We start from the raw sequence: 20,076 nt of genomic DNA on the forward strand, positions 1-20,076 counted from the left end.
AGATCGTCCCGCCGATATTGCTCCCGAGTGATCTTGGTCCAGGGCATCGTGCTCTCCCTCGAATCTTTGCAAATCCGATGGAATCACACCCCACTGAGATCACTCACCCATTTTTCAGTCAGGCTCTGAGGAGGCGAGCATGGCGGCCGTCGCCTCGCGCGAGGGTGAGCGCCTCGAACAGCCGCGGCAGCCGTTGATAGAGCACGGAGCGGTTGTCCCGGCAGGCCTTGTGGCCCAGGCGCAAGCGATCCAGCTCTTGCCGACGCCGGTCGGGCCGATGATGAGCAGGTTCTGATGCTGGTCGATCCACTCGCCGGCGACGAGCTTTTGGAACAGCGGCTTGTCGAGCCCGCGCGGCGCCTTCATGTCGATATCCTCGACGACGGCGTTCTGCCGGAGGCTGGCGAACCGCAACCGAGCGATCAGCCGCTTGTTCTCGCGCTCGGTCGCCTCACGGTCGACCAGTAGTGCGAGGCGCTCCTCAAAGGCTAGCGTGGCGATGTCGGGCTGTCGCTGCTGTTCGTCGAGGGCCTTCGCCATGCCGTTAAGCCCGAGTGCGACGAGGCGGTTGTGGGTGGGATGTGTCAACATCGTCTCTCCCTTCTTCAGTAGTAGTAATCGTTGCCGCGGATATTGCCGTGGCGGATCGGTGGGTCGTCCGGCGGCCTCTCGTTTGCGTAGGCGCGATCGAGCCCGTGCTGCAGGATCGACTTGATCGAGCCGTAGGAGGTCGCGCCGATGTCGTTACCGCGCCGGCAGGCGGCCGCGATGCGGGCCGAGCCGTAGCTGCGCTCGAGCCGCAGAATGCCGAGACAAGCCCGGAAGCCCTGCTCGGGGTGTGGCTTGGCTTTCATGATCGCCTCGACGAGAGCGATCGTGGCGGGGCCGATCTTGGCGGCTTCTCGTTTGATCCGTGCTGGCGTCCATTCGGCATAGCGCCGGTGCGCGCTCGGCATGTGCTCCGGGATCGTGGTGTGGCGATGGGGCACGTCAGAGCGGGCGTGGCTGGCGACCCGGACGCCCTTGTGCAGGATCTCGATCGTCCGGTCGGTAATGCGCGCCTCAAGCTCTTCGCGGATCAGACGTGAGGGCACCGAGTAGTAGTAACCGGCGATCTCGACGTGATAGTCGGGCGCGACGCGGCACTTCTTCCACTCGGCGTACTGATACGGCAGCGGCGGCAAGGCTTTGAGCGCCGTCTTGTCGATCATGTGCGAACAACTCCTTGCGGCTCACACCGAGCTTGCGCATGATCCTGGCGTTGGCCGAAGAGCCGAACTGTAGCGTTGTCTCGCGTGTGGCCGGCGGAGCGGCCGCGTATTTGGCGACGATCATCAGGCCAGAGATCGCGGAGCTGGCGGCTCCTGCGGATGGATCGCGAATTCGAACCGGACGCTGCCGTAAGTAAGGCCGTCGCGCTCTTCGCTATCGTTGGGGCTACGCAGCTGACGCGCCACGGCATTGCGGAGTTGGAAATCTTGCCAGCTTGGGCGGCGCAGTCATGTAGTTCAGTGCCAGCACCTCAATTCGCTGCGTGGCGGCCTGTCTCACCATGACGCAGGGCGAATCGAGCGCCACCCGCAGGATCGGCTCCGTCGTCTTTTCTTAGCGTGGGCCGCGCATGGCTCGAGCAAGCTAAGCATCGGGTCTGCGTTAGACATCGGATATTTCATTGCTTCGCTCCCGCCGACTGCGTCGCATTCTGGATAGCAACTTTCAGCTTGAGGAAATCAGTAGGCGCGGTGAACCTGTCCAGGCTTCGGCGGCGCGTGCTTAAGTCCGCCGGCGTAACTTGATCTTCTTGCTGCCCTTCTGGCTGCGTCAATCCGACGGCTCCGCCAAATAGTCAAGCCGCGCCATCGACGACAATTGCCGCAAACGATCAACTACCAATAGTCGCAATTGACCTACTGATGGAGCATGCGGTAGCGCCCACTATTGGGCACGCGAGATCGGAGCTGTCTGTTATGAGGTCCGCCTCATTCCGCCGGCTTATGTCAAACCCTTCGTCAAGCGTGGCAAGACGGATGCGTCGGACGCTGAGGCCATCAGCGAAGCGGTGACCCGAAAGTACTGCGCTTCGTGCCGATTAAGACGGCTGAGCAACACGCTGCCGCGATGGTGCTGAAGACCCGCGCCCTTCTAGTGCGCAGGCGGTCAACGCGTTGCGCGCGCATCTGGCAGAATTGGGGATCATCGCCACCGCCGGCCTGGGCAAAGGTTGAGGCGCTAGTCGCAATGCTTATTGAGCAACGTGTCTTCCGTCAGCGTCGAGCCTTGCAACCGCTTTACGAGAGCGCGCGGTTTCGTCGCGCCCTGAGTAGAAAATGACTATTGCAAACGTCTAGGTTGTATGCAACCGTAGGCTTGGGCCTTAGCAACCCAAGACAGCAACAGTGGCCGTCGGGCTAGCGTATAACAGCCCCGTTCGGTGGGACGGTGCGCCCATGTCGAAGGGGGCGTCCCAAAAGCACATTGGCCGTTCAGGATTACGGTTTTTGCCCCCCCCCGCGCGCACTGACAGTTCAGGGGCCGGTGATCATGAATCAGGAACAGCAGAAGCCCGTTCCCGAAGATCATACGTCCGTCAGCAATGACGAGGAATCGGGCGCACGAGGGTTGCAGCGCGATTTGCAGGATCGGTTGCAGCCGGAGCATGACGAGCTGGTCAGCGATAGCGCTCCCCATCCCGAAGCGCCTGCCGGATCAGGCCGGATGGTTCGCCGCCTGCTCAAGGTCGGCATTGGCCTTGCCATCGTCGCCGTCTTCGGATGGCTGCCGCTCAGGGCCGTGTTGCAGACCTCGAGCGTGGAGGCCGTGGTCAACGCCAGGATCGTGACCTTGCGCTCGCCGATCGACGGCACCGTGAGCGCGAAGCCGCAGAAATCCACGCAGCTCAGCGTGGTTCACGAGGGCGATGCGATCCTTCACGTCGTCAACGCGCGCGGCGATCGCGCCCGGCTCGATGATCTCCGGCGGCAGATGTCGCGGTTGGAAAATGAGCGCCCGAGTCTGGCGGCCAAGCTTGCGGCCGCCGAGACGGCGCAACAGGACCTTGCCCGCCAGGCCGGCCAGTTCCGTGACGGCCGCATCCTCCAGCTCGAGGCCCGGATCGCCGAAATCCAGACTGCGATCGAGGCCGCCGCCGCGCGGCGGGAGGAGGCCGTGGCCGCCGTCGAGCGGGCGTCGTCGCTGATCAAATCGGGCAGCGTGTCGACGGTCGAAATGGCTCGCCTGACGCGCGAGCAGGCGATCGCGCAGCAGACCGAAATCGGCGCTCGACGGCGTCTCGACGCCGCCAAGGTCGAGCTCACCGCCGCAAGGAATGGCACCTATCTCGGCGACAGCTACAATGACCGGCCGAGCTCCGTGCAGCGCGAAGAGGAGATGCGCCAGCGCGTTAGCGATCTGCGCGCCGATCTGGCGCATGCCGATGCCGAGATCGACTGGCTGACCCACGAGATCGCAGCCGAGCAGCTGCACTACGTCAACCGGGCGGAAGCCGACATCAAGGCGCCGGTCGGCGGGCGCATCTGGGAGATGATGACGTCGCCCGGCGAGGACGTCAGGGCCGGGCAGCCGTTGCTCAAGCTGCTCGATTGCAGCGGCGCGGTGGTCACGGCGAACGTCACCGAGAGCGTCTACAACGGACTGAAACTCGGCGAGCAGGCGAGCTTCGAGCCGAATGACGGCAGTGCCGCGCTCCAGGGCGAGATCGTCAATCTCACCGGCGCGTCGGGCGCGCCCGCGAACCTTGCGATCAATCCGGATGCGCTGAACAAGGAGCCGTATCGGGTGACGGTCTCGATGCCGGCGCTCGACACCACGGGCAAGGATTGCGCGGTCGGCCGCACCGGACGCGTGGTGTTCAACACGGACGCGGCAAAGTCATGATGGCGGCATTTGCGCCCGGGCTGGTCGCCTTCGGCGCCTGTCTTGCAATCCTGCCCCTGCTCCACCGCGAGCAGACCTTGGCCCGCGTCATGATGACCGGCATGTCGTTCGTCCTGCTGGTCCACTATTTCGCGTGGCGGGTAACCCACACCTTGCCGCCTCCGGGCCTCACCGCCGACGCGCTGGTCGGCTATCCCTTCGTTGCGGCGGAGGCGGCCTCGATGATCGCCGTGTGCCTGTCGCTGCTGTTCCTCAGCCGCACGATCGACCGTTCGCCCGAGGTCAATGCGATCCTGCGCCGCTCGAAGCTGCCCGCAAGCGCGCTCGTCGATGTCTTCATCTGCACCTACAATGAGGAGAAGGCGATCCTGGAGCGCACCATCATCGGCGCGACCGGGCTGAACTATCCGAACTACCGCGTCTGGGTGCTCGACGACGGGCGCAGGCTCTGGCTGCGCCGGCTCGCCCAGGAGCTCGGCTGCAACTATCTGGCCCGCCCGGACAACCGCCACGCCAAGGCCGGCAACATCAATCATGCGCTCCAGCACGTTTCCGGGCTGGCGGAGCGGCCGGAGTTCATCTCGATCCTCGATGCGGATTTCGTCCCGATGCCGGATTTCCTGACCCGGGCGATGAGCCTGATGCAGGACGGCAGCGTCGGCGTCGTGCAGACGCCGCAGCACTTCATCAACCCGGATCCGATCCAGACCAATCTTGCGGCGACTGATGTGTGGCCCGACGAGCAGCGCTTCTTCTTCGATATCCTGATGCCGGCCAAGGATGCCTGGGACACGGCATTCTGCTGCGGCACCTCGTCGCTGATCCGCTTCTCCGGCCTGATGCAGATCGGCGGCTTCCCGACCGATTCGGTGACGGAGGATTACCTCGTCACGCTGCGCCTGAAGGAGAAGGGACTGCGCACGGTCTATCTGAACGAGCGCCTGACCATCGGCCTTGCGCCGGAGGGGCTGAAGGAATACATCACGCAGCGCGGGCGCTGGTGTCTCGGCTTCATGCAGATCTTCCGGGGCCGCAGCGGGCCGTTCTCGCGGCAATCGAAGCTCGCATTCATGGACCGGCTGTCGCTGGTTGACGCCTTCATGAGCTGGGCGGCGGTCTACGGCACCAAGGTTTTCGGCCTGGTCGTGCCGTGGCTTTATCTGCTGTTCGGGGTCAAGGCGGTCCATGCCGACCTGTTCGAGCTGCTGAAATATTTTCTGCCGTTCTATGTCTGGCACGCCTTCACGATGGCCTGGATCTCGCGCGGCCGCTCGCTTGCGATCATGACCGACGTGTCGCAATACATCGCAGCGCCCGCGGTGTTGAAGGCGGTCGTGACCGGCCTCGCCCGGCCGCAGGGCCACAAGTTCAAGGTGACGGCCAAGGGCGGCGACCGCAACCGCCGCTTCATCGAATGGCCGCTGCTGCGGCTCTATGGCGCCGCCCTGCTGATCACGCTGCTGGCGATCGCCTACGCGTTCATCCTGCATCTGCGCGGCGACAGCATCGCCTATGGCGGGCTGGCGCTGGCCTGGAGCCTGTACAATTGCGTCGTACTCGCGATCGTGTGCTTCATCTGCATCGAGCAGCCGCGGCGCCGCAAGGCCGAGCGGTTCGAACGCGACGAGCCGATCCTGATCCATCAGGACGGCGAGATGCGCTTGATCCGGATGGCCGACATCTCGATCTCGGGTGCCCGCTTCATCGATCCCGTCCCGCCCGCCATCGGCTCCTTGATCAAATGCAATGTCTACGGACAGAACGTCGCCGCGACCGTGGTCCGTCGCACCCGCGACGGCTTCGGCGTCCGCTTCGAGGACGCGGTGGCGACGCGGGTCAATGTTGTGCGCGCATTCTATGCCGGTGAATATGTCCGCGCCTTCCACGGCGTGCGCGCGGCGCCGGTCGGCAAGGCCCTCCTGATGCGGCTGTTCGGCTAGAGCGGTATGAGTGATTTTTCCGGCGGCCGCACCGCCTTGTTGGGTGCGTCTCTCCTGAAAGAGCTATGCAGGAAACTGGGTGATGACGGACTGAGCTAGGCGGCGTATCGAGGCGGGTGTCGAAGCCTGCCCTAACAGCCAGCAACCGCTGGAGACGCGTCCAGCGCCATTCTTCAACGCGTTTGAGCCGCGCCAGTATCGCCACCCCGTCCGCCCTCTTGAGCTTCTGAGCCTAGCCCAACGTGCGGCACGGAGGGAAGAGGTTCCCGGAATGCTACGGGATACGATGGTTTGAAAATGCGTGGCGCAACCGCTGCGTTTGAGCCATAGTTACTTGGCCGTCCTTCTTCGTTCGATGGCTTTGTTAGCTAGTGGTGCGCCAGCAGATGGATCGCTGAGCCGTGTGACCGGTACCTACGCAAGCTGGTAGCTGCGGGCCTGGTATTTCCGTGTCAGGTTGCGGAGCATAGATCGCTGGTTTGTGTTGGAATGCACGCTCCGTTTAGTGCTGGAGCTGTGTAGTGCGCGGCGACCTCCCGTACATTGCTTGCGTCATTTTGCTGGGACTGGCTTCGCTGGCAATCCTTGCGGCCGCAACCTTCATGCAATGAGGTGACCGACTTCTCAGGCAATCCTTCCCGGAGCGCAGCAAGATGGATGGTTGGTTAGTGACGGTCGCCATCAAGGAAGACGGCGACGATGACGACGACGAGCACAGGCACATAACTTACGCGGTCGCAGTCGCGGACCAAAGGAAAGCCGTGAAGCTAGCCTTGAAAGATAGCGGCGCGAAGGCCGCAATGGTCAACTGCCCGCTCGAAGATGGGATGCTGCAAACGTTGGGCTTGGAGCCCGGAGAGCTCATCGTTGTGCATGATGACGAGATTGATCCGATCACTGTGCGGCCTCGGCGCGATTAGGGGCACGTTCGATCTCGTTCAACCGCGTCGGATTGACGACATGCATGTCCGGAAGCCGCACGCGCAGTTAGCTGGCGTGCTGTGATAGCGCGCAATTGCTTCCCCTTCCTCTTTCCGATCTTCTGGCGCGCGGGTTGCTTAGCCATGCGTGGCTTGGTCTCTTACTGACTGACCTCCTGAGGGCCAAGCCGCGCATCGCAACTCGCACGGTCGGCGGCCCCCGCCGTCCGTGCGCTTTTTCTGACGGCGCGATGATCAGCCGAGCGCGTGGCATCATGATCATCTGGCACGCATGTTGCCGGGAGACGTACGGGCTTGGCTGCTCATGCATTCGCGCTGCACCTTGCGAGCGTCAAGCCTGCGCGGGTGGACCTCCCTCCACCCGCGCTTCCTTCTCCGTCGCCCTTGTGGAGATCATAGCATGACACGTGAAGAGGCTTTGAAGAACGCCATAGTGACACTCCAAAAAAAAGAGAGCGCCGTACTTGCGGCGATAGAGGAATTCCAAGAGACTAGACCGCCAGCTAGGCCGCCGCCTCGAAAACAGAAGCTCTCTTGGATAGATCAGAACTGAGATGGCAGCAGGATGGATGGTTTCGGTCGGCATCGTCAAAGACGGCAAGGTTCGATATGTAACTTATGCCGTCGCTATGGCTGATCAGGCGGAAGCCGTGAAAGCCTCATTGGCTGCCAGTGCCGGTGACGCAACGATCGTGAATTCCGAGCTCCGCGAAGCCGATTTGAAGGGCCTCGGGTTGAAGGCTGGCGAGCTTGTACCCATATACGACGATCGCAACGATCCGCTGATGTCGCGCACGTGGCGTCCTGTCCGACCGCGCGACACAAACTAGCGGGCGACCGCCGGGATCAATGTCACTTGTTCAGGAAATGTGGTCGCCCATTGCAGAAGGTCCCACAATGTCAGACCTTTCACGTAAGGCCCGCCATACGGTTCGGCACTGTGTCCCACAAGCTCAAAGGTTTTTGGGCCGGTTTGTCGGACCTTCTCTAGGCATTGGTGCCCGTTGCGCTCGAAAACTCTCATGGCAATCATGCTTTGCGCCTCGATCGTTCGGATCATCTACTTTATCACACTCGGAATGATTCGACCAAAAACGAGAGGCCGGCGCAGTGGCCGGCCCCGTCACAATTTAATGGCTTGATGTACTCAGCGGACGTACGTCGTGATCACTTCGATACCGGCTCCGCGCCAAGCGCAAGAGCGGCCTCATAAAGCCGCCGACCGTGCTATGCGGGATTTTGGGTGACGAGGTGATCAGGCGGCGTGGTTTGCCGGCATTTGGATGACCTGGATGCCGTCGTTGAATCTGACACCTGCGATGACCGTCGGCAACTGATTTGTGCCTTTGAGCCGTCGCCAGGTCTTTGATGCGGCGGTCACCAGCTTGAACGCCATCAGCCTGGCGGTGGTCGGCGACAACGAGCCCTTGGTGCGCACCGTCCGGTGCCGCACGGTGGCGAACACGCTTTCGATGGGATTGGTGAAGCGCAAGTGATCCCAATGCTCGGCAGGAAGGTCGTAGAAGGCCAGCAGCGCGTCGCGATCCTTGACCAGGCATTCGACCGCCCGGCCGTACTTGGCGCGGTATTTCTCGGCGAAGACGTCGATCGCCGCTTCGGCGGACGCCCGGGTCAGTGCCCAGTAGGCCTCGCGCAGATCCTTCTTCATGGTGGCCTGTACCGAGAGCGGGACCTTGTCCAGGACGCCATTCAATGCCGTGAGTGCGTGCGTTCGTCGCTGGAAATCGTCAGCATTCGCTTTCGAGCGTTCGGGGTGCATCGGGTATCTCCTTCGATCGGGACACCGAAACACTTGCGGTATTATGCTACGAACTAACGGGACAGAACACCTAGTCTAGCTTTACGTTTCTGGATCGGAAATGCGGGTCAGCATCTTAACGTGCGGGCCCGCCCGTTTGAAGATCGGCTCCCAAAAGGCGTACGCCTTCTCGGCGAAACTCGCGCTCACGGTGAACTTCGTGACCGCCCCCCGATATGCGGCTTGTCGTCCGCAGCCCTGCCCCTCGACAAGGTGCCAAACGAATTGAGCGACCTGGCGCGTGTACGTGCTCGGACGACCTCGGTGGTTGGGTACGATCTCAAGCCGCATGGTCCCGGTGTCGCGCGTCTCCGGTTCGGTGATATTGGCGAGCCAGATGAAGATTGATGGATCAATGCTCGCCGCGTAGCCGTCGCGCTTGAGCTGCTGATTGATCATAGAGAACGCGCTGGCGGCTTCTCTGAAGCATTCGCTCAGGATGAAGTTCGCCTCATTCTCCAGCTTGCCGCTCCGAAGATCGTCCAGCAATCTGACAGCCTCGTCAGTGAGTCGCCGCATGTATCGCGATTGCGGCTGCCCTGCGCTCTCGGCTGGTGGTTCCTTCTGCACAATCAATTCGACCGCATCCGCGCGGCACTCCGCTGCGGCTTTTTCAGGAACGGTCAAGAAAGCGTTTTCAAGAATGGGGCCGACTTTTGACGCCGCTTCACCTTCCACCCGGGTCTCGGCGAGGTCCTTTGCACGGTCCAGCGCAATGTCCAGTCCGGCTTTGATGTTTTCAGAAGCTCTATCTTGATCGTCATTGGAAATCTCCACCATCATCTCGATGATAGTGTCGGAATCCAGAAGTTCGTCCTTGCACGGCGCCGCAAAGGGACCCGGAGCCGTCGCTTGCCTTGCAAGGATTGTTTGATCAGACGTATTCGCGCCGGTGTGCTCCCATCGCGGATTGGAAGCAGCAGCCCCGCCGGACAACACAAATATGCCATCGTCAACGGCTCGGCTCGCGGCCGCGGTAAGCTCCACGAGTGAGCGTCGCGCGCAGCGCGTCTGGCTAGTACGCCGCTTTTTCGTTTCTTGCGTGCGGCTCATGAGCTGACGCCCCCTCGACAAGCTTTTTTAAGATCCAGCGCCACAGCTCACAAACTTCCTCCGAGGCTCTTCCCTCTTGGGAAAACTCGGTCACGCCTAATCCTGCCCCAAGAGCATCCTGGTGGTCATTGCGCTGTCCGATACACGGAAGCGCAAGCACCCCCAGCGAATTGAGCGACGTTGCGGCTTCACTCACGCGGCAGCCCCGCGGTGGCGTCTGATTGAGCACGAAAGCAAATCGGCGGTTGAGCCTACGAATGGCAATCAGCGTAGGTATCGCAGCTTCGATGTCAGCCAGACTCGGACGCGCCGGGATCAGGCAAAGATCGGCACCCGCGATGGCACGCATAGCCAGGGCATTGTTCGTGGCCGCGGTATCGATGACCGTTAGCCAGATCCCCTCAGCTTCGAGGTTGACGAGCGCCCCTTCTATTCCGGCGGGATCGGCGACCCGAACGATCCGCGGATAGGGATGCCCGCGCCGCTCTCTCCATTTTGAGATCGTCCCTTGTGGATCCGCGTCGACAATCGCGACGCGCTCCCCGTTCGCCATCGCCGCGACTGCAATTCCGACCGCCAGCGTACTCTTGCCGCTTCCTCCTTTTTGGGTAACCAGAGCAAGGACATACATCGCCTGCGCGTCCCGGACAACAACGACATGAAACACACGAGGTGCGCGTACCATTTCCTATCGTGAATCGCATCAATGGCGAGTGCGGAACTCACAACCAAATCAAGGCGCACCCACTAACTATCGTACCGCGCTATACGTCGCCAAACTTCGGCCGGTCCAAACATTGGGCCACGCGGACACCCTACGCCAAGCCCGACGGTTTAAGGATGCCAGCCAGTCCGCTGAAGGCAGGACTCCGGCTTGATCCGACCTTTACTGTTCGCCGCTTTCGCGACGACGCATCGAGTCATAACCTGACCTTTCTCGCTGCATGCCGTTTGTGAGGGAATGTGTTTGGCGGGCATACCGGAATCGTGAGTCCGCTGTTGCCATTTTTGGCGAATTCAGCGGGAGATCGTGAGAGATAATGTCTCCTTCGTAAGAGCCGCACGGATGCCCGGGCGAGAAGCTCTGCGTTTGAGCCAAGTCCCCGTAATTCACGCTCCCAAACGGCTCGCACTCCTGTGTGGAACGGCCGAGCTGCGAAACCAGGGTCGCCATCGCAATCGATATAGGACAGTGCGACGCACGCCTCGTTCTGCAGCATTCTCTTGGCTGGCGCGGCACTAAGCATCCACAGCACGAAGTTGACAAGGAGGCTATTGAAGTGCCGCATCGAGTAAGATGGGTGTCCGTCGAGATCATATTGTCTGGCAAGGGCTTTCGCGAATACGAAAGCGGCTGCCGGTGCCATCTCGAGGCCCTCGCAGACAAATCCCGGATACCAGGTTAAGAATGTGGGCACAGTCGCAACGGGTCGGGTGACGCCACGGCCTTGATCTTGGCTGTGGTTCCGATGTTTGGCAATCTCCGCCATGAAGATTGCGCCTAGTTCATCGGCCGTTTTCTCTTGCCTCATGGCGTTCCTCACTGCGTACGGTCGCGTGCATTCGCGGGCTGATCTCGCTCTCAGCAAGCGCTTCAGAAGAGGCCTCTATCAAAGAGCGATAAGCGTCGCCGAAGTTTTGCAGCGCAATGACTAGCGCATCATATGAGCCGTCGTCGCTATCGAGTACTTGCCTCGCCCGTTCGGCGAGGTCGATCGCTGCGCCGATAAAGTTCTTCAACCAAGTGTCAGCCATGATACTGCTCCCCTACTTGCAGTGGGTGGTCGGTCAGCAATTCCGCCGTTTGGCGTGTGTGGGCGCTTTTGGCGTAACGGAGACCCGGTAGGGCGGGCGCAACCTAAAAATGCACGGAAGGCGGAGGTAAGGCCGCCCGTGCCAGTTGCGGTACGAAGAGCTTGGCCGTCGAGAGGACAATCACAAGCGACCAAGCCATATCTGGCTCAGCAACCCACGTGCCAGACGATGAAAAAATGCGAGGGAGCAAAACGGTACACTTTCACACCGTGCCACCTAAGTGCTCGTGTAGCTTCCGGACACGCGCGTCATCAACCCGACACGGCCGAACGAGATGAGACATGCGACTAATGATGCCGAGGACGCAAGGTGATTGGATCAATCACGCTATCGTGTAAAATGGTCAGCTCACCCGGCCTCAAGCCGAGTCTTTGCAACATTTCAGGTCCAAGCGGGAAGTTGAGCATTGGGGCGTGGCGCCGCTGTCTTCTATAGTCAGCTGCACGGCTTGGATCGAGTCAGCGACTGCAGCCGCGTAAGTTACTTGCCGGTACTCTTCATCGTCGTCGCCGTCTTTCTTGATGGCGACGGTCACTATCCAATCTTGCTGCGCCTCGGGAAGCATCCCCATGAGCTATTGAGCCTCCGCAATTCCGCAGCCAGTGGACACGCAGGCTGTGAATCGGGCCGGGTGGCGGAGTGTGGCATTCTGGGAACCCTTTCCCTCCACACCGGACGTTGGGCTAGGCTCACAATCCCGAGAAGAGCAGTCAATCGACATACCGCGGCCATCGATGCTGAGGCGCCTGCGATGCATGAGGAGTGGCGGGGGCACGGCTCCAGCGGCTGCTCGGCGAAGCGCTCGCGCGCATGAGCCATCCGTGCGGGCCGCCGCCGATATCTCGAAGTCAGCACCCGCAGCATGGCAGCTGAGCGCGTATGCCGCCTCTCAGTCAACGAAATGTCGCACTATTGCTCAGTCGAACCCGGGCAATTGGCGTACCAACCGCTCTGGTCTCGATGACTGCGTAAAGTACGATCAGGTAGGTTGCCGCTCCTGGACGCCGCCGTTTAAAGTTGCTCCGTGTTTCTGATATTCAAACGAAAGACTATGTGAGCGAAGATCTTTACGGCGGAGCGCTTGAAAAGAGTCCACCAGATCACGCGATGGCGAAGAACTACGTAGAATTGCTCGCGCTATTGAAGGAACAGCAAGAGACCGCCGAGCGCGGCACCTGCCAATCAGCCGCTGAGTTTTGGGTATGGGACCAAAGAGTTCAATCCTTGCTCACTGCGCCTGAGCGCTCGTCCCTCCTGGAGCCTCACCTGCTGCCCACCGGACCGCAGGATCCAGACATCCCGCGCAAACCGTTTAAACCACCTGATCAAGAGTCTCATCCATCGACGGGGCCTCAAAACGACGAACGGACTTAAGGGCTGAGAACCGTCGGCCTAAAGTTGCAACCTGAGCCAGGCATCTAAGCCGGCTGGTGCGGAGACCCTGTTGCCATGAAGATGACCGATGGAGAGAAGCTGATCGTCCTTATGCTCGCGGATATCTCGAAGCGCTTGCAAGGCGAACCCGAAGTCGATCCCGATTTCGTCGAGCAGACGATCTACGCCGATCAGCTGTGGGGCTTCGATTGGCACTTCAGTGGCATTCCCTTTGAGCGATCGGAGGAGCCCAATCCAGTCGTCAAGGAAACGGTCGACATCCTAGAAATGTTCAGCTCAACAATGTACCAGTTTCAACAGCTTGAGAATTCAGAGCGGCAGCGGGTGCGTGACGATATTGGATACGCCGCTCATGCGCTCGACATCTTCCCGGGCTTTGACGGCAACCATGATCCTCATTATGGAGTTGCGAACTACCTCGTCCAGGACCTGCATCGGTTCAAGGATCTTCCGGGCGCCACGAACAACTCGCACACGCAGACATCCCTCCCGCAATATCGCAAGATGCTGCTGGTCTATTTGCCGATGCGCACAAAGCTCGGCACCGGAAGATTGTCGAAAGAGGATATTGTTGCCATCTTCAAAGGTGGCTAAAGCGCGCGTCCGGGGCTGTGCTGGAGATCGTCGGAGCCGAACCGGCCCCTGTGCGCGGCTTGGCGTGATTCCCGGAGAAGCGAAGTCTGCTTACGAATCATCTTGCCGTAGGACAGTGAGTGTTGCTCCACCACCAAACGGCAGACATGGAGCGTCATTGGACGCATGTTGCCGTCCAAGAGGATGCGCACCCTTGTCTCGGTCGGACCAAGACCAACGATTACGCCGCGCCGCCTTTTCAACTTTGGACCGGAGCGCCACGAGCACGCCTCTTCGAACCAGTCGGGGATTGCCTGCAAGAGCGTCGTCGACCGCTTCACGGCCTACATCTCTGTGAAATTGCTCCCATCGCGATCTCCGATTGCTTTGCTTCTTCGGGCGACCTGGTCCGCCGAAGCTCCTTGAGCGCCTTGTCGACATGAGCATCCGCGATCACGCCACATCTACATGCGATCGCTGCCAAGCGTCCGGCACTGGCCGTTCTCCATCAGATGCCAACGATCAACGACCTGTACCGCGTGCGGCGGCGCCGTTGCCTTGGCTTCGCCATCTCCGCCACCACGATCGCGGGCGACAATCGCGATCGGGGGACAAGCAGATAGCCACGCTTGGGCAGTCTCTGGTTTACGATCCGGCACGATGCGGCCGAGCCGGCGCCGGCTAGTGATGGTCCCACAAATTTCAGAGCCATCGGACATGCATGCCCTCGACCCACCAGTTTCGATAGCTAGAGCTGCGCCCCATAGAGGCTCATGATAGCCGCGACCTAACATAGATGGGTGGCCACTGCTTTTGGATGGCATTTGCCGCACTGTGCGCAACGACACGGTGCCCACACTTTCTCCTGACCGAGGTTTCCGAGTGGCTGCCCGTCCCGCCTTTCCGTCGTTCAAACAACACGACAATAGGCGTCCAAGAATGCCTACCGCCATGGAGCGTGCATCCGGCGGCGGTGAATAATAGCGTTGAGCGTGCGACGATGATGGACAAACTGAACGTGTTTGATGGAGGTTCGCCGTGTCGGCTCCAGACATTCGCCTCCGAAATAGAATCATCATTTAACGTTCGAGATTTCACCGCAGCCGCTCATTGGGCTATCGAACGGCTTGCTGACGTGCTGTCACGTGACGACGTCGAAGGCTTGCGTCTTCAAAGACCAGTAGATCTGATGGCCAGTGCCCGCAACCTCATGACGGCGGCTGATTTGGGGCGCTTCGATGTACGCCGCTTCGCCGACATCGTCGAGCTTTACCTGGAAACCGGCATCAAGGTGAACTCCCGCGGATATATGGGACGGCAGTTCAGTTCGGTGATGCCGGTCACCGCCGTCTTCGAAATGGTTGCCGCCATGGCACCGCAGCCAGCTTCCTATTACGAGGCGGGGCAGCTCGCCAACGTTGCCGACCGGCTTATCGAAGAGGTGTTCGGCCGTTTCATTGGGTGGGCACCGGGTAGTTTCGAAATGGTGACGACGTCCGGGGCTTCGCTTGCGAACATGACCGCTGCGCTCGTCGCCCGCAACCGTTACCTTTCGGGAAGCTGGAACGGCGGACTTGCGGCCGGCCGATCAACCCGGCCTGCCATTGCCATTGGCCAGGACGCCCATTTCTCCGTCTCCCGCATTGCCGGCATCATTGGTATCGGCCAAAATCAAGTGATACGCCTGCCTCTGAACGACCGTCGGCAGATCTGCCCGGAACGGGCGGCAGCGACTTTGGACGAGGCGGCGACCCAGGGGCTGGATATTTTCTGCCTGATCGCCTCGGCAGGAACGACCGCGATCGGTGCTAATGATCCGTTGCCTGACCTTGCGGCGTTGGCGAAGCGGCGCGGCGCTTGGCTGCATGTCGATGCGGCTCACAACGGCGCTTTTCTGGTTTCCGACCGGCTGCGGCCTCGCCTTGCGGGACTGGAGCTTGCCGATTCTTTTTGCCTGGACGCCCATAAGGCTCTGTTCGTCCCGGCCCTTTGCACATTGCTGTTCTACCGCGAGAAGGGTTTGGCGGAGACCGCGTTTCCCCAGAAGGACAGCTACGTATTTGACCCGTTCGAAGATGAAATGACAGCCGTGCAGAGCGGCGTGAAGAACTTCGAATGTACGAAACGCCCCGCGATTCTGAACCTTTGGCTGGCTTGGTCGCTGTATGGTCCCCGCGCCTTCGCGGATAAGTTGGAGCGCCTGGTAATGATGACTGAGGCCGCCCACCAATACTTGGCCGATCAGCCGGACTTCATCGTCCCGTATCGGCCGGAATCCAATATTCTCTGCTTCGTCCATCAGCCGCTTGGCGTGTGCGGCAATCGGTTATCGAGCCTGCAACTGGAGTTGCGCAACCGCGTGCGGGCGGCTGGGCGTTACCTCTTGTCCAAGGTCGATATGGATGGACGGACAATGCTCCGCATGGTCCTCATGAATCATCGGATCGGCCTGTCCGACATCGCAGGCATGGTGGGAGAGATCCGACGCCATGCGCGCGAGATTCTTGCAAGCAACGCTACACACGGCGAGCAGAACCGGCCTTTCCGGTTTGAGCCTCAGGAATGACTATGCGCCACTTCGCCCTTTCACCCCGTGACTGCGCTCACCACGTACTGCCGGAAACGATCTTGCATCCGTGCACCGTGGATGACGTGCTGGCTTTACCGTCTTTTCTAGCCTCGCTCCTGCACGCGCAGACTGTCATCGGCTGCCGGATTGACGAATTGTCTCATGACATCCAGGCTGCCATCGTCGAGCGCAGGCTATCGCAACTCGTCTCCATCGCCCGCATCAATCCGCTGTGGCGCCGGCGCATCGATAGTGCCGTCGGGACCGGTCCGGTGGACAATTACGAGCAGTTCAAGGCGCTGCCGCTTACCGATAAGGAAGCCTTTCAGCAAATGTTCACGGAAACGCGGCCAGGCATGGTCGTGCCCATCGACCGCTGCGGCTTCGAAATCGTGGCCAGCGGCGGTACCAGTTCCGGCAAGCCCTCAGAAACCGTCTATTCGCTCGACGAGCTACAGGAGACCTACCGCTGGGCAGGGGATTTCATGGGCCGACACATTATGGCGCGCTACCTTACTGGCAGCGGCGCCAAATGGGTGGCCACGACATTAGCCGATTATCAGATGTGGAGCAGCGGCACCATGGTGGGTGGCGTGCTCCAGAAGATCCCAAGTGTCAACTACATCGGCGCCGGTCCGATGAGCCGGGAAGTCTTCCAGCGGATGATGTCCTATCCGGGGCCGAAGGCGATAATGGGGATTACACGAAGCATTGCGCTATTGGCGAGTTTTGCGGGCGGGCTATCTGGCGAGGCGAGGGACAGCTTCCGGATCGCTCTTTATGGCAGTGGAGTGCTCACTCCCAAGGTGCGGGCGGATCTCAGGCAGGCCTATTCAAGCCTGATCGTACTCAGTTACTTTGCCGCCACCCAGGCGGAAACCATCGGCCTGCAGCTAGATCCGGAAAGCCCCGTCCTGACTGCGGTACCTGGTCTCCACTTGGTGGAAGTGGTCAGGCCGGACGGGCAATGGACGGAAATAGGCGAGGAAGGTGAACTGGTAGTCACGCGCCTGTTCGGTAATGCGACCCCCGTGCTGCGCTACAAAATAGGCGATCGAGTCATCCGCCGCCCTGACTTGCAGTCGCCCGGCCTGAATGCCGTGCAATTTGAGTATGTCGGCCGCAGCGGCGATTTCATGCATATTGGCGACACGCAGTATTCGGCACCGCAGGCCTTGGCGGCGATCACCGCCGAATTCCGCCAGCGACAGGTTCTGGACATCGATAGCGTCGCTACCGACGCGCAGTTCCAGATCGATCGCGCGAAGCGGCAGCTGCACTTGGTGATCGGCACTCCGGAAGCCGCATCCCTTCCGACGCAGGTCGCCATGCGACTGGGACCGGAAGGCTCCTCGCCCTTGATCATCGCCGGCTTGCTCCAATCGCTGTCCGTCTTCGACGCACTGGAGGCGAACGAGACAAGTCTGCGGAGTTCGGGCTACAGCTTTGCCATTCGGCTTGTAGATCCAAGGAACGCGGATTTGGTTCGCACGGCATTTGGCAAGGTGCCCCTCGTTGTAGACCGCATTTGATACTCGCAAACTAGCAGCGCCGCCGAGCAGGAGAAAGATAATGACGCCGCTCAATATCCGGGTTTTCGTCGACGTTATCGCCCTGCTGCTTGGCAATGCGGTCGAGGGCAACGTCTTCATGTTTGACGATGGTGTCTCCGACGGAGAAAGCCTTGGCACCGCCAAGCTGGTCAGCTCGGTCTGGCCAGGACAACTGGTCCGCTGGAGTCTAACGCCGCTTGACGTCCAGACCATGGCTTGGCTGACCGGCGTGTCGTTTGATGGCACTGCGCCACCGGCGACGGGCTACCTGCTCCCTTGGGCTCTGCAATGGCAGGGATACGTACCTCCTTGGAGCGCTCCGGGCTCGCGCCATTCCTACCGAATGACGCTCGTCACGGGTGGCCTGAGTGGGCGCGCGATCAGCATCGCCGGACCCTCTCTTGTACTCTTGCCTCCCCCGCTAGGAGGGGCCTTTCGGGCTCACCCCTCACCACCGCCTGTCGAGCGACCGCACAATCCGCTCCAATAGGAGGCTATACACAATGCAGATCTCAATTGTCACCGTTATCGATATCGAGACCGCCCTGGCGGAGGGCTGTCTCGATGGAAACGCCTATGTCATCGACAATACGGGCCCATTCGCCCAGTCGCCCCATGCCCGCGTGACGAATGTTCCCGGCGTTTATGATGCCGATGGTTCGCAGGCCATAGAGGCTGTCCTGAACTGGATCACCGTCGGCGTCGCCCAGCTGCCACCGACGCTGCCACGCAGCTATCCCCACCGCTTCAACATTGCCAACACGGCACGACGACTGCTGAGCCCCTCCGTCCGTACTCAGGAGCACATCTCCAAGATTCAGGAGAACATCTCCAAGATGCTTACTGACCCTCCGAAGCCCCTGCAGGTTCGCGACCGCGGTGCAGTTCGCACCTATGACGCACCAGTGCTGAACGCGGCCGGCAAGGTGCTGAAGCCTGATGATACCACTACGGCGGCCAGCGTGCCTCCAGTTGTCGTGAGGATCCGCGGGGCTGCGGTGGAGAATGGTGTTCTCTATCCGGCTCTCTACGGTTCGCCCGATCCGTTGACGGATGGCTGGTACTGGAGCGCCACCGTCGATACGGCCAAGGTCGGTCGCCACGACTATACGATGGAGGTGGCGCTCTATCGCCCCGTTCAGGAGAACAGCAAGATGCTCTGGGAGCCGCGGCTGTTCACCCTGTCGTGCAGTATTCAGGTTAGTAACGTACCGAGCGTCAATGGCTTCACTAGCGGCTTCGTGCCCGGCCTACTGCCCATACCGCCCTCCGGGCCTACATGCGTTGAGGGAGACGCGATATGACAAAAACGATCAACATTCTCCTGGTGGTAGATGTCGTCGCCGCATTGGAGGCAGATACGCTCGCAGGCTCTCTCTACATGATCGATGACAACCGTCCAGGCGGCTCGCGCAACCAGGCGACCGACGGGCTCGCGACCGCCGTGGCCCCCGGAGACGAGATCATCTGGACGTTGTTGCCGATCGAATGCGAAAATCATGCCGCGATACGAGCGATCAAACTGCCGCCGGAAATCTGCGAGGTTCGACGCGAAACCTATCCCGAGTCCGATGTCAGCTACTGGGTTGGTACGGTGAAGCAGCCGGTCGGCGACCTACCGTATGGGCTGACGTTGGAGCTTGGCAGCCGGATGCGGACGCTCGATAACGGTGCCGACGCGCGCCTCATCGATGCCGCCCTCAACGCTTCCCCGGGTGCCACCCGAACCAGGAGTTCATCGCGCCTCGTCGAGGCCGCTCTCAACGCTTCCCCGGGCACCCGAACCAGGAGTTCATGATGATTATCAGTCCGGCGTCGCAGCGGCCCCCCAGCAGCCCAAGCTTGGCATCCACACAGCTGAACATCGTTACACTCATCGACGTCGCAGGAACCCTACGGACCGGCGGCCTCAGCGGGAAAACCGGGCTAATGGACAACGGCGGCGAGAGTACCGGTAAAGGCACGAACAGCTTGCGGACAGTGTGCCGCCAGGGCCAAGCCCTGAACTGGCTGGTTTATTGTACTGACATGGAAAAGCGTCCGGACGGTAGCTGGCCTCTGTTCGCGCGTATCGTGAACATCGTTTTTGTGCTACCCGATGGCACGCCAGAGCTCCGCAAAATATGTAATGATCTCAAGATCTATGGCGGCCCGGACAAGATCCGCAGTCCGTGGACGCCCTCCTACTATTACTGGGCGGGCGCCGTCGACCTTGAGCTCGAGCCTGGGCTCTATCCCTATCGCCTCGTAGTTGAGGTCGACACAGTCGATCGAAATCGCAAATCTTATTTCAACCTGGATGGACCTGCCTTGCAGGTCATTCCTCTGAGCGCCATCCATGCAGGGAGTCAGCATGGATAAGAAGCAGCGAAGTTGTACGCCGACAGACCCACCCAATCAATCACGGACGTTCCAATCGCGTGCTGCTCTGTCGCGCGCTTCTGGGCAGCTATCGGTAACATCGATCAGAGGAAGATGGAACGGCACTTGGGTGGCGATTGCACGTTCCTTCGATTCAGCGCCG

17 protein-coding genes and 4 pseudogenes are annotated in these 20,076 nt (G+C 60.7%); 13 read left to right on the forward strand and 8 right to left on the reverse strand.

Translation table 11 applies throughout. The annotated features are described in order from the left end of the window. Positions 1-121: 121 nt before the first annotated feature. Together I6F38_RS22290 and I6F38_RS22295 are read right to left on the reverse strand one after the other, a co-directional pair. A pseudogene (locus I6F38_RS22290) lies at positions 122-591 on the reverse strand (ATP-binding protein); the annotation flags it as partial. 14 nt (positions 592-605) lie between these two features. After that, positions 606-1,211, reverse strand: coding sequence for a transposase (locus tag I6F38_RS22295; protein ID WP_225161826.1), 606 nt, complete (start codon positions 1,209-1,211; stop codon positions 606-608). 657 nt (positions 1,212-1,868) lie between these two features. Between I6F38_RS22295 and I6F38_RS22300 the strand changes: the two are divergent. The 5 genes and pseudogenes from I6F38_RS22300 to I6F38_RS22320 all read left to right on the forward strand — a co-directional run. Beyond that, positions 1,869-2,198: pseudogene (locus I6F38_RS22300) on the forward strand (IS110 family transposase); the annotation flags it as partial. A gap of 343 nt (positions 2,199-2,541) precedes the next feature. Then, on the forward strand, positions 2,542-3,894 hold the full coding sequence (locus tag I6F38_RS22305; protein ID WP_225161827.1) for an HlyD family secretion protein: 1,353 nt from the start codon (positions 2,542-2,544) through the stop codon (positions 3,892-3,894). After that, on the forward strand, positions 3,891-5,834 hold the full coding sequence (locus I6F38_RS22310) for a glycosyltransferase (RefSeq protein WP_225161828.1): 1,944 nt from the start codon (positions 3,891-3,893) through the stop codon (positions 5,832-5,834). The genes I6F38_RS22305 and I6F38_RS22310 overlap by 4 nt, the downstream gene beginning before the upstream one ends. Positions 5,835-6,487: 653 nt before the next feature. Next, positions 6,488-6,754, forward strand: coding sequence for a hypothetical protein (locus tag I6F38_RS22315; RefSeq protein WP_179077444.1), 267 nt, complete (start codon positions 6,488-6,490; stop codon positions 6,752-6,754). Between the two features lie 575 nt (positions 6,755-7,329). After that, positions 7,330-7,605: a hypothetical protein gene (locus tag I6F38_RS22320; protein WP_063616653.1), complete on the forward strand. Its 276-nt coding sequence runs from the start codon at positions 7,330-7,332 to the stop codon at positions 7,603-7,605. Here I6F38_RS22320 and I6F38_RS22325 read toward each other — a convergent pair. The 5 genes and pseudogenes from I6F38_RS22325 to I6F38_RS22345 form a co-directional block, all read right to left on the reverse strand. After that, the gene (locus I6F38_RS22325; RefSeq protein WP_225161829.1) at positions 7,602-7,835 is read right to left on the reverse strand and encodes a hypothetical protein; all 234 of its coding nucleotides are present in this window, start codon (positions 7,833-7,835) and stop codon (positions 7,602-7,604) included. The two genes, I6F38_RS22320 and I6F38_RS22325, sit on opposite strands and share 4 nt — an antisense overlap. A gap of 195 nt (positions 7,836-8,030) precedes the next feature. Beyond that, positions 8,031-8,480, reverse strand: a pseudogene (locus tag I6F38_RS22330) (transposase); the annotation flags it as partial. 156 nt (positions 8,481-8,636) lie between these two features. Then, positions 8,637-9,647 carry a hypothetical protein gene (locus I6F38_RS22335; protein ID WP_225161830.1) on the reverse strand — a complete coding sequence of 337 codons (1,011 nt, stop codon included), beginning with the start codon at positions 9,645-9,647 and terminating at the stop codon, positions 8,637-8,639. After that, entirely contained in the window at positions 9,610-10,332 is a 723-nt protein-coding gene (locus tag I6F38_RS22340; RefSeq protein WP_225161831.1) for a ParA family protein, read from the reverse strand. The genes I6F38_RS22335 and I6F38_RS22340 overlap by 38 nt, the downstream gene beginning before the upstream one ends. Before the next feature lie 821 nt (positions 10,333-11,153). Further along, positions 11,154-11,402, reverse strand: coding sequence for a hypothetical protein (locus I6F38_RS22345; RefSeq protein ID WP_225161832.1), 249 nt, complete (start codon positions 11,400-11,402; stop codon positions 11,154-11,156). A 1,113-nt stretch (positions 11,403-12,515) separates the two neighbouring features. On the opposite strand from I6F38_RS22345, the gene I6F38_RS22350 reads away from it, so the two are divergent. Beyond that, a complete protein-coding gene (locus I6F38_RS22350; protein WP_225161833.1) occupies positions 12,516-12,836 on the forward strand; it encodes a hypothetical protein in 321 nt (106 codons plus the stop codon). Positions 12,837-12,911: 75 nt separating this feature from the next. Next, positions 12,912-13,451: a YfbU family protein gene (locus I6F38_RS22355; protein WP_225161834.1), complete on the forward strand. Its 540-nt coding sequence runs from the start codon at positions 12,912-12,914 to the stop codon at positions 13,449-13,451. A 479-nt stretch (positions 13,452-13,930) separates the two neighbouring features. Here I6F38_RS22355 and I6F38_RS22360 read toward each other — a convergent pair. After that, positions 13,931-14,110, reverse strand: a pseudogene (locus I6F38_RS22360) (ISL3 family transposase); the annotation flags it as partial. A 320-nt stretch (positions 14,111-14,430) separates the two neighbouring features. On the opposite strand from I6F38_RS22360, the gene I6F38_RS22365 reads away from it, so the two are divergent. The 6 genes from I6F38_RS22365 (at position 14,431) to I6F38_RS22390 (ending at position 19,913) form a co-directional block, all read left to right on the forward strand. Beyond that, entirely contained in the window at positions 14,431-15,996 is a 1,566-nt protein-coding gene (locus I6F38_RS22365) for a pyridoxal-dependent decarboxylase (RefSeq protein WP_077231143.1), read from the forward strand. A 77-nt stretch (positions 15,997-16,073) separates the two neighbouring features. Then, positions 16,074-17,531 carry a hypothetical protein gene (locus tag I6F38_RS22370; RefSeq protein WP_225161835.1) on the forward strand — a complete coding sequence of 486 codons (1,458 nt, stop codon included), beginning with the start codon at positions 16,074-16,076 and terminating at the stop codon, positions 17,529-17,531. A 40-nt stretch (positions 17,532-17,571) separates the two neighbouring features. Continuing rightward, positions 17,572-18,042, forward strand: coding sequence for a hypothetical protein (locus tag I6F38_RS22375; protein ID WP_157790863.1), 471 nt, complete (start codon positions 17,572-17,574; stop codon positions 18,040-18,042). 13 nt (positions 18,043-18,055) lie between these two features. Beyond that, entirely contained in the window at positions 18,056-18,856 is an 801-nt protein-coding gene (locus I6F38_RS22380; RefSeq protein ID WP_225161836.1) for a hypothetical protein, read from the forward strand. After that, on the forward strand, positions 18,853-19,350 hold the full coding sequence (locus I6F38_RS22385; protein ID WP_016848493.1) for a hypothetical protein: 498 nt from the start codon (positions 18,853-18,855) through the stop codon (positions 19,348-19,350). Before I6F38_RS22380 ends, I6F38_RS22385 begins: the two co-directional genes overlap by 4 nt. After that, positions 19,347-19,913: a hypothetical protein gene (locus tag I6F38_RS22390; RefSeq protein WP_016848494.1), complete on the forward strand. Its 567-nt coding sequence runs from the start codon at positions 19,347-19,349 to the stop codon at positions 19,911-19,913. The genes I6F38_RS22385 and I6F38_RS22390 overlap by 4 nt, the downstream gene beginning before the upstream one ends. Positions 19,914-20,076 lie beyond the last annotated feature (163 nt).

Origin of the sequence: Bradyrhizobium sp. BRP56, from assembly GCF_020194035.1 — a bacterium.
Lineage (GTDB): Bacteria > Pseudomonadota > Alphaproteobacteria > Rhizobiales > Xanthobacteraceae > Bradyrhizobium > Bradyrhizobium australafricanum.

Coding starts and splice junctions, on each gene's coding strand:
- I6F38_RS22295 (WP_225161826.1), bottom strand. CDS start 1,211: ATGATCGACAAGACGGCGCTCAAAGCCTTGCCGCCGCTGCCGTATCAG.
- I6F38_RS22305 (WP_225161827.1), top strand. CDS start 2,542: ATGAATCAGGAACAGCAGAAGCCCGTTCCCGAAGATCATACGTCCGTC.
- I6F38_RS22310 (WP_225161828.1), top strand. CDS start 3,891: ATGATGGCGGCATTTGCGCCCGGGCTGGTCGCCTTCGGCGCCTGTCTT.
- I6F38_RS22315 (WP_179077444.1), top strand. CDS start 6,488: ATGGATGGTTGGTTAGTGACGGTCGCCATCAAGGAAGACGGCGACGAT.
- I6F38_RS22320 (WP_063616653.1), top strand. CDS start 7,330: ATGGCAGCAGGATGGATGGTTTCGGTCGGCATCGTCAAAGACGGCAAG.
- I6F38_RS22325 (WP_225161829.1), bottom strand. CDS start 7,835: ATGATCCGAACGATCGAGGCGCAAAGCATGATTGCCATGAGAGTTTTC.
- I6F38_RS22335 (WP_225161830.1), bottom strand. CDS start 9,647: ATGAGCCGCACGCAAGAAACGAAAAAGCGGCGTACTAGCCAGACGCGC.
- I6F38_RS22340 (WP_225161831.1), bottom strand. CDS start 10,332: ATGGTACGCGCACCTCGTGTGTTTCATGTCGTTGTTGTCCGGGACGCG.
- I6F38_RS22345 (WP_225161832.1), bottom strand. CDS start 11,402: ATGGCTGACACTTGGTTGAAGAACTTTATCGGCGCAGCGATCGACCTC.
- I6F38_RS22355 (WP_225161834.1), top strand. CDS start 12,912: ATGAAGATGACCGATGGAGAGAAGCTGATCGTCCTTATGCTCGCGGAT.
- I6F38_RS22365 (WP_077231143.1), top strand. CDS start 14,431: ATGATGGACAAACTGAACGTGTTTGATGGAGGTTCGCCGTGTCGGCTC.
- I6F38_RS22375 (WP_157790863.1), top strand. CDS start 17,572: ATGACGCCGCTCAATATCCGGGTTTTCGTCGACGTTATCGCCCTGCTG.
- I6F38_RS22380 (WP_225161836.1), top strand. CDS start 18,056: ATGCAGATCTCAATTGTCACCGTTATCGATATCGAGACCGCCCTGGCG.
- I6F38_RS22385 (WP_016848493.1), top strand. CDS start 18,853: ATGACAAAAACGATCAACATTCTCCTGGTGGTAGATGTCGTCGCCGCA.
- I6F38_RS22390 (WP_016848494.1), top strand. CDS start 19,347: ATGATGATTATCAGTCCGGCGTCGCAGCGGCCCCCCAGCAGCCCAAGC.